The organism is Sulfuricurvum sp. (assembly GCF_036279695.1).
GTDB lineage: Bacteria > Campylobacterota > Campylobacteria > Campylobacterales > Sulfurimonadaceae > Sulfuricurvum.
Genome location: NZ_DASUIQ010000035.1, coordinates 1 through 8,623, shown reverse-complemented (window position 1 = coordinate 8,623; position 8,623 = coordinate 1). Strand labels below are relative to the sequence as shown.

The following is an 8,623-nucleotide window of genomic DNA, read 5'->3' as shown; positions in this document are numbered from 1 at the left end:
TATTATCTTGATATGGCATGGCATTTAACGTTGCCGATAGCGGTGATGGTGTTTGTGGGGATTGGGAGCTTGAGCCTCTATATACGCTCGCTTACGATGGAAATTCTCAAAAGCGACTATATCTATTTCGCCCGATCACGCGGGATAGAAGAGGGCTCAATCGTGCGTCATTACATCCTACCCAATCTGCTCCCTCCGATTGTAACGATGCTTGGACTATCGTTGCCTGGGCTGATTGGAGGATCGGTGATACTCGAATCGATTTTTGGGATCGAGGGGATGGGACAGCTGTTTTATCTCTCTGCAATGAGTCGGGATTATCCGGTGATTATGGGGATTTTAATGATGAGTGCATTTTTGACGCTGATCGGAAATCAGGTTGCTGATGCAGTACTATTGAAACTAAATCCTTTTGTAAAACGTTAGAGGTACTTCTTGAGCGGATAAGTATCAAAAAAGTATACTGTGATCCAATAGTTAGCTGTCAAAAGCAAATTTTTTTTGATTAGGTATTATCCTCGAAAACTTTAACTTGGTAGTTACTAAGTGTTATTTCTTCTCCTGTCTTTTTGTCGATTACAATAGGCTCCGCAATCTCATTGGTATGGATATTGACCAAATTGACTTTGACTCCTTTTGGAGGATAATGTTGATTTCCCCAGTTTAACATCATAATAAGTATCGGAGCCAAATCCATCCCACGCTGCGTTAAAATGTATTCATAGCGTTTATTACTTTCTCCATATTTTTGTTTCTCTAGAATTCCTGATTCAGTTAGATCATTTAATCGTCTCGTCAACATATTAGGGGCAATCCCTAAACTTTTTTGGTATTCGTCAAAGCGTTTCATCCCAAAAAAAGCATCTCGAATAATCAACATACTCCACCATTCACCTATATGCTCTAAACATTGAGCAACAGGACAGGGCATTTCATCATAGCTTTTTCGTTTCATTTTAAATCCTTCATTATTTTACTTGCATAATTATAGCAAAAATAATATACTTTCATTATGCAAGTAAATTTGCACAAAACTTACTGAAGGAAATAAAGATGCGAATGAAGAATAACACTATCCTTATTACGGGCGGTACAAGCGGTATTGGCTATGAATTCGCACGTCAATTATGCGAAGAAAACACAGTTATCATTACTGGTCGCGATCAGGAAAAACTTGATCTTGCAAAGAAAGAACTAAAAAATGTGCATACATTTCGATGCGATATTGCTAATTCGCAAGAGATTACAGCATTGTACACACAGGTTTCAAGAATGTTTCCGGAGTTGAATGTGCTGATCAACAATGCGGGTGTTATGAAAAAGATCGATTTGCAAGAAGAGAGTGATTTAATCAACCTCACGCAAGAGATCGATACCAATCTTATCGGAACGATCCGTATGAGTACGCAGTTCTTGCCGCTTTTGAAAAAACAAAAGAGAGCTGCAATCGTCAATGTTACCTCCGCGCTAGCTTTTGTCCCTTTGGCGAACTCTCCTGTGTACTGCGCAACCAAAGCCGCATTGCACTCGTTTACCGATTCGCTGCGACTTCAACTCAAAAATACGGACGTGAAAGTTTTTGAAGTGGCTCCGCAATTTACGCAAACCCCGTTGATCGATGCTTATGAGAGTAGTAAACAAAATAATATAAATGTCATGCCCGTATCGAAGCTCGTCAAAATTGCGATCAAAAAAATTGAGTGCGGCATATCGGAAATAAAACCGGGACAAAGCGCTGCGCTTAAAATGATCAGTCGCCTTTCGCCGCGATTTGCTCTAAATATGATCAACAAGTCTGCGTAATAACAAATACACTGAATGGAGAAGTATTATGAAAATACACGAAGTTGTAGTTACCGGTTATGGCATGATCAATGGTGTTGGTAACAATGCAGAAGAAGCTTTCAATGCACTTTTGGCAGGTAAAACGGGAGTAGATATTATTTCTCATTTTGATGCGAGCGATGAAAAAGTTCAAATAGCCTGTGAGGTAAAAAATTTCAATCCCGATGATGTTATGGATAAAAAAGAGCAAAAAAAAGCGGATCGCTTTATTCACCTCGGTCTTTGTGCGGTTGCAGAAGCAATGAAGCGTGCGAATATTGGGGATGATGATATTGATCGGAATCGATTTGGTGTTTGTGGCGCGACAGGTATTGGCGGACTCCCGAATATCGAAAAAAATGTTATCAGTAGTTTTCAAAAAGGTGCCAAAGGGGTTTCTCCATTTTTTGTCCCATCGACTATCACCAACATGCTTAGTGGATTTGTCTCTATTTATCACGATCTAAGGGGACCGAATCTTTCTAGCACCACGGCTTGTACCGCCGGATTACACGCCATTACGGAAGCGGCCAAAACAATTATGCTCGGAGGTGCGGATGCGATGGTTGCCGTTGGAGCTGAAGCATGTATTTGCCCTATCGGCGTACGCGGATTTGCAAACATGAATGCATTATCGACTCGCAATGATGATCCCGCTCATGCATCACGTCCTTTTGATAAAGATAGGGATGGTTTTATTCTCGGAGAAGGTGCAGGAGCGCTTATTTTAGAGAGTCTTGAATCCGCTCAAAAACGAGGAGCAAAAATATATGCGAAACTATTAGGCTTTGGGGAAAGTGCCGATGCCCATCACATTACAACTCCTTTGGTAAATCATGAAGGGGCATCGAGAGCGATTAAAGCAGCGCTCGATATGGCAGGCAATCCAATGATAGATTATATCAATGCTCATGGAACCAGTACCTATTACAACGACCTATATGAAAGCAAAATGTTTGAAGGAATATTTGAGCAAGTTCCTCCGTTAAGTTCAATCAAGGGCTCAACAGGACATACATTGGGTGCCGCCGGAGCAATCGAAGCGGTTGTCTCGGTTATGGCATTAAATGCGAATATGATGCCTCCCACGATCAACTTCGAAGAATCAAGTGATGACATGCAACTTGATTATATTCCGAACAAGGCAAGAGCTGCACAGTTGCGCACAGTAATGAGCACTAATTATGGTTTCGGTGGCACAAATGGTGCCGTCATTTTTGGAAAATAGAGGAATGAAATGAAATATATTATGCGCAATCATATAATAGAAATATCTATTTTGTCTGCACTGTTGTTATCCGGTTGTGCGACGCCGGAGGCGAGTATAGCGAAACTGGAAACGCCTCTTTCAATAACGTATCATTATGCGGAAGCCGAAAAGATAGCCTCTGATGAGATAGAGTGGTGGAAGAATTTCAATGATCCAATTTTAACGGATCTCATCGAAAAAGGGCTAAATAACAATCATGACATACGCACTGCAATGACACGTATCACTGCGGCGGATGCTATGCGAGATGTGCAGGCTTCACGTCTTTTGCCTACGATTAACCTCCAAGCATCAGCTTCGAAATCACGTAGCGGATTTCCGCAAGCGGTGAAGCAAGGGCTACCTGATATCCGAGCTTATAATATAGGATTGGGGCTAGATTGGGAAATTGATATCGGCGGAGGGCTGCGTGCGGCAAAAAGTGCGGCAGAATCCGATGCAATGGCTGCCGAGTATGGTGTCGTGGGTGCCCAGTTGGTGATAAGCAGTGAAATCGCGCGGAATTATTTTACGTTGCGCGCGGCACAGGAGCGATTAAAACTGGTAGAGGCATTGGCTGCAACACAGCATGAAAGTGCGTATGTGGTTTCTAGACGTTATGCGCAAGGTCAATCCAGTCAGTTCGATCTGGATATAGCAGAGGCTGGAGCCGATACACTGGATGCTCAGATACCGCAACTACGGGTATGGGTTGCAACCTTGCAAAGTCAGATTGCCGTTTTGGTAGGGGAAAATCCATCAAGCTGTGCAGTGCAGGATACACCTGATTACAGTTGGCCGAAATCGCAAATCATAGGAGTCTCTCAACCGAGTGATTTATTACGAAGACGTCCGGATTTGATGGCTGCCGAATCACACTACAGTGCCGAATCGTTACGTTCGAAAGAGGCGCAGTCACAAACATGGCCGAAGCTTTTTGTCAACGCACTTGTTGGTCGCCAAGACTTCCGTATCAACGGGCTTGATTTGGCACCAGTATCGTTTTCAAATGTTGCTGCGGCCTTTGTCATGCCTATTTTCAATGCAGGGCGGATTCAAGCAGGGATTGACGCACAAAATGCTCAAGAAAATGAAGCGCTAATCGCTTGGCAGAAATCGGTTTTAACAGCGGTAAAAGAGGTTGAAGACAGCCTAATTGTGCAATCTGAGGAGATCAAGCGCGGTGAAAAGGTCAAAGCCGCCCTGAATAGAGAATCTCACGCTCTTAAAGCCACGCAATCCCTTTATCGTGAAGGGCAAATTGATAAGTTAACGTTGCTCGACATACAGCGAGTAGTTTTAGGAAGTAAATTAGCTCTTAGCGACCATGAATTACAACGGTTATTGTCGGATGTACAGCTTTATAAAGCTTTAGGCGGAGGCTGGTCATCTGAAAATAAAGCAAAAACGGTATCAGATTCAAACTCTTCAAACCCAATAAAGGTATCTTCAAATGAATAAAATGACTAAATATATCATTCCTATCAATATAGTTATTGTTGGGGCTATAACTCTCGGTGGATGCAGTAAGCAGACGGTGGAACACGAAGTAGTGCCTACTCCTGTATATGTCTCGACAATCAATAAATCAAACGCTCTGGAAGAGCGATGGCTTACGGCAACGATAGGCGCACGTTTTGAGAGTGATCTAAGCTTTCGTACCGGAGGCAAAGTGGTTAAACGGTTGGTGAATATCGGTGACAGAGTTACTCGCGGTCAACCTTTGGCCGAATTGGATGGTGCAGACTACAACCTCGCAACGGGGATATCCAATGCCCAATACAAAGCGGCAATCATCGATGCAACTCAGGCGGGTTCGGATGAGGGGAGATTCGGGCGATTGGCAGGTGAGGGGGCGATGGGAACTGCTGATCTGGAACGTCAAAAATCTCGTGCTGATGCTTCTAAAACACGTGTAGAACAAGCACGCCAACAGCTTGAACTTGCAAAAAACAGATATTCTTATGCAACACTTGTTGCGCCATACGACGGTGTCGTTACGGCAATGCGTATGGAAGTCGGCCAAGTTGTTTCAGAGGGACAATCCGTTTTATCTCTTGCGAAAGACGGCGAACGCGAAGTAGTGGTAGACCTGCCTGAAGATATGGTGAGTAAAGCAAAACAATACCAAGCAAAAGGGCAATCATGGAACGATCCTAAGAACTCGCTAACCCTACATTTACGCGAGTTATCACCTATCGCTTCCGTCCAAGGAAGAACATACCGTGCACGTTATGCGCCGATGCCGGAATCACGGGCGACTATGGATCGAATCCCTTTGGGAAGTACGGCACAGCTTCAGTTGTCTCTTCCTTCAGCAGCGGGTATGACAGTACCTCTGAGTGCGCTTATTAAAACGAATAATACACCCGGAGTTTGGATCGTAAATAGTACAGGAAACACCCTTTCGTTTGCAAAAGTGAATGTTTTAAACTATGGTACGGACAGTGTTCGTGTAAGCGGTTTAAATGAGGGAGTTCGTATTGTTACGGTAGGGGCGCAAAAGCTTGACGAATCTATGAAAGTTCGTCCTATCGAGCGTAATAATGAAAATCTTGAACGCAGAGGTACCTTATGAAGGATTTTAACCTCTCCGAATGGGCCGTGACACATCGTCCAATGGTCCTTTTTTTGATTATCGGCGTATTGATTGCCGGTATTGTGTCGTTCACCAAACTTGGAAGATCGGAAGATCCGAATTTCAATGTTCCGACGATGAGCATCGTGGTTGCATGGCCCGGTGCAACGGCTAAAGAAGTGCAAAATCAAGTCCTAAATCGCATTGAGCGCAAGCTTCAAGAACTTGAATATCTTGACTATGTAAATTCTTACTCACGCCAAGGCTACGGAGCAATAAATGTACGTATCAAAGGGGGAACCAGTAAAAAGAATTTAGACGAATCTTGGTATCAGGCACGTAAGAAGATTTCGGATATTAGCCGAGAATTCCCCTCTGGAGTGCGGGGTCCTTTTTTCAATGATGAGTACAATGATGTCTACAGTGCTTTGTACGCAGTAAAAGCGTCGGACCTAACGATGGCGGAGCTCAGTGACACGGCCGAAGCGGTTAAACGTCAGTTGCAAAGTGTAGCGGGTGTAAAAAAAGTCGATACTCTCGGCAAACAGCCCGAACGTATTTTTGTAGAGCTTTCTACTCGCCGTCTTGCGGCGATGGGTATCTCTCCCAATGTTGTAATGGACGCATTGTCTGCCCAAAATATGGTGACACCATCAGGATCAATCGATACGGCAAGTGATCGAGTACATATCCGAATTGATGGAACATTACAGAATGCAAAAGATGTAGAAAACGTCAGCATACAGGTTGGCGGAAAACTGCTTAAACTCTCAGATATTGCTAATGTACGTATCGGTTATGAAGATCCGCAAAGCTTTACCATACGGCATAACGGTGAGCAAGTTGTAGCCATCGGTGTGGTCATGAAACCAAACGGTGACATTCTGAAACTAGGGACAGATTTAGATGCACAAATGGCATTCATTAAAAGTGAATTGCCGATAGGCGTCGAAGTTGAGAAATATGCGGATCAGCCTAAAATCGTAGAGGAATCGGTATGGGAGTTTGAAAAATCATTCCTTGAAGCTTTGGTTATCGTTTTGATTGTCTCTTTTGTCTCACTCGGGTGGCGTACAGGTATCGTTGTGGCTGCATCAATTCCTCTTGTGTTGGGGATAGTATCTATTATTATGTATACCGCCGGATGGAGTTTAGATCGTATTTCACTAGGTGCATTGATCATTGCCTTGGGTCTCTTGGTGGATGATGCTATCATCGCGGTAGAAATGATGACGGTAAAACTCGAAGAGGGATGGGATCGTTTGAGTGCGGCTACGTTTGCTTACAGCTCAACGGCTTTTCCGATGCTTACCGGAACGTTGGTTACAGCGGCCGGTTTTATGCCGGTAGGTTTTGCTAAATCGATTGCCGGAGAGTATGCGGGAGGAATCTTTTGGGTAGTCGGTGTTGCACTTCTTGCTTCTTGGGTTGTGGCTGTAATCTTCACCCCTTATCTTGGAATGAAGATGCTACCGCACTATGAGACTCCTTCATCAGAGGAGGTGCATGACCCTTATGACAAACCGATGTATCATCGATTTCGTAAACTCATTAACTGGAGTATAGCGCGACGTTGGTGGGTTCTTGGAGCTACCGTTGCACTTTTCGGCCTCGCCGGAGCAGGGATGATGTTTGTCCAACAGCAGTTTTTCCCGACGGCGTCTCGTAGTGAATTATTAGTTGAACTTCGCCTAAGAGAAGGAGCCTCTTTCGAAGCGACTCAAAAGCAAGTTCACCTAATGGAACAACAACTTAAAAGCGATTCTGAAATTATGAGTTTCACTGCTTACACAGGGGCAGGAACTCCTCGATTCTTCCTTTCTTTATTGCCCGAACTTCCAAACCCTGCATACGCTCAGTTTGTATTGGTGACACCTAATCTTGAAGCGCGCGAACATGTTCGTAGCAGACTGATGGAACTGTTCGCAAAAAACGAAGCCTTTCCGGATGTGAGAGGACGTGTTCTGAGACTGGAATTCGGTCCTCCGGTAGGGTTTCCGGTACAGTTTAGAATCATCGGTCCGGATGAGCAAAAAGTACGAGAAATCGCGTATCAGGTTCGTGATATTGTTCGTAGCAGTCCGCTTGTTCGGGATACGCAACTCGATTGGAATGAGCAGGTGCGCTCTATCGCTGTACATGTAGATCAAGACAAAGCCCGTTTGGTAGGTCTGAATACGGCAGACGTGCAAAATATCGTTCAAGCGGTGACCAACGGTGCCCCAGTAACACAAATTCGTAGAGGTGAAGAACTTGTTGATGTAGTAGTACGTGCTGTACCGACGGAGCGTTTATCCATCGAGAAATTAGGCGACATACAGTTGTTTACTAAAACGGGGATCGCTATTCCACTTTCACAGGTGGCGAAGATTGAATCGACATTTGAAGATCCAGTACTATGGAGACGTAACCGTGATATGGCATTAACCGTACGCAGTGACCTTGCCGAAGGTATCCAAGGTCCTTATGCGACATCAAAAATTATGCCCTCATTGCAGCCGGTGATCGACTCTCTGCCTGTCGGTTATCGTATCGAAGCGGGCGGTGCTATCGAGGAGAGCGATAAAGCCAATCAAGCGCTTTTTGCCGTTTTCCCTATCATGTTTGCCGTGATGCTATTGATTCTGATGGTGCAATTGCAGAATTTTTCTCTGTTGTTCATGGTATTTTCGACTGCACCGTTGGGACTTATCGGCGTAGTCCCGGCATTGTTGATTTTCAATGCACCGTTTGGATTTGTTGCGCTGCTCGGAGTTATTGCATTAGGCGGTATGATCATGCGAAATTCGCTGATTCTCGTAGATCAAATCGAACAGGATATTGAACGGGGGGTTCCTGCATGGAATGCCATCATCGAAGCGACGGTACGTCGTTCGCGCCCTGTAGTTCTTACGGCTGCGGCAGCAATATTAGCGATGATTCCACTTATACATAGTGTATTTTGGGGGCCGATGGCGATTTCGATCATGGGA

The 8,623-nt window shown here is 44.4% G+C and carries 7 protein-coding genes; 6 read left to right on the top strand and 1 reads right to left on the bottom strand.

The window, feature by feature from the left end:
* The coding region (locus VFW36_RS03670) for an ABC transporter permease (RefSeq protein ID WP_329657456.1) at window positions 1–426 on the top strand (426 nt) is incomplete at its 5' end.
* Window positions 427–505: 79 nt separating this feature from the next.
* Here the strand turns inward: VFW36_RS03670 and VFW36_RS03665 are convergent.
* Window positions 506–955: a helix-turn-helix domain-containing protein gene (locus tag VFW36_RS03665; protein WP_329657455.1), complete on the bottom strand. Its 450-nt coding sequence runs from the start codon at window positions 953–955 to the stop codon at window positions 506–508.
* 98 nt (window positions 956–1,053) lie between these two features.
* On the opposite strand from VFW36_RS03665, the gene VFW36_RS03660 reads away from it, so the two are divergent.
* From VFW36_RS03660 to VFW36_RS03640, 5 genes are all read left to right on the top strand, one after another.
* Complete coding sequence (locus tag VFW36_RS03660; protein ID WP_329657454.1) at window positions 1,054–1,803, top strand: SDR family oxidoreductase; 750 nt, start codon at window positions 1,054–1,056, stop codon at window positions 1,801–1,803.
* 34 nt (window positions 1,804–1,837) lie between these two features.
* Complete coding sequence (fabF, locus tag VFW36_RS03655) at window positions 1,838–3,052, top strand: beta-ketoacyl-ACP synthase II (RefSeq protein WP_329657457.1); 1,215 nt, start codon at window positions 1,838–1,840, stop codon at window positions 3,050–3,052.
* A 9-nt stretch (window positions 3,053–3,061) separates the two neighbouring features.
* On the top strand, window positions 3,062–4,534 hold the full coding sequence (locus tag VFW36_RS03650) for an efflux transporter outer membrane subunit (RefSeq protein ID WP_329657453.1): 1,473 nt from the start codon (window positions 3,062–3,064) through the stop codon (window positions 4,532–4,534).
* The gene (locus VFW36_RS03645) at window positions 4,527–5,651 is read left to right on the top strand and encodes an efflux RND transporter periplasmic adaptor subunit (RefSeq protein WP_329657452.1); all 1,125 of its coding nucleotides are present in this window, start codon (window positions 4,527–4,529) and stop codon (window positions 5,649–5,651) included. The genes VFW36_RS03650 and VFW36_RS03645 overlap by 8 nt, the downstream gene beginning before the upstream one ends.
* The coding region (locus VFW36_RS03640) for an efflux RND transporter permease subunit (RefSeq protein ID WP_329657451.1) at window positions 5,648–8,623 on the top strand (2,976 nt) is incomplete at its 3' end. The genes VFW36_RS03645 and VFW36_RS03640, both read left to right, overlap by 4 nt.

Bases quoted from the DNA above. Each gene is read 5' to 3' on its own strand.
- VFW36_RS03665 (WP_329657455.1), bottom strand. From the start codon at position 955: ATGAAACGAAAAAGCTATGATGAAATGCCCTGTCCTGTTGCTCAATGT.
- VFW36_RS03660 (WP_329657454.1), top strand. From the start codon at position 1,054: ATGCGAATGAAGAATAACACTATCCTTATTACGGGCGGTACAAGCGGT.
- VFW36_RS03650 (WP_329657453.1), top strand. From the start codon at position 3,062: ATGAAATATATTATGCGCAATCATATAATAGAAATATCTATTTTGTCT.
- VFW36_RS03645 (WP_329657452.1), top strand. From the start codon at position 4,527: ATGAATAAAATGACTAAATATATCATTCCTATCAATATAGTTATTGTT.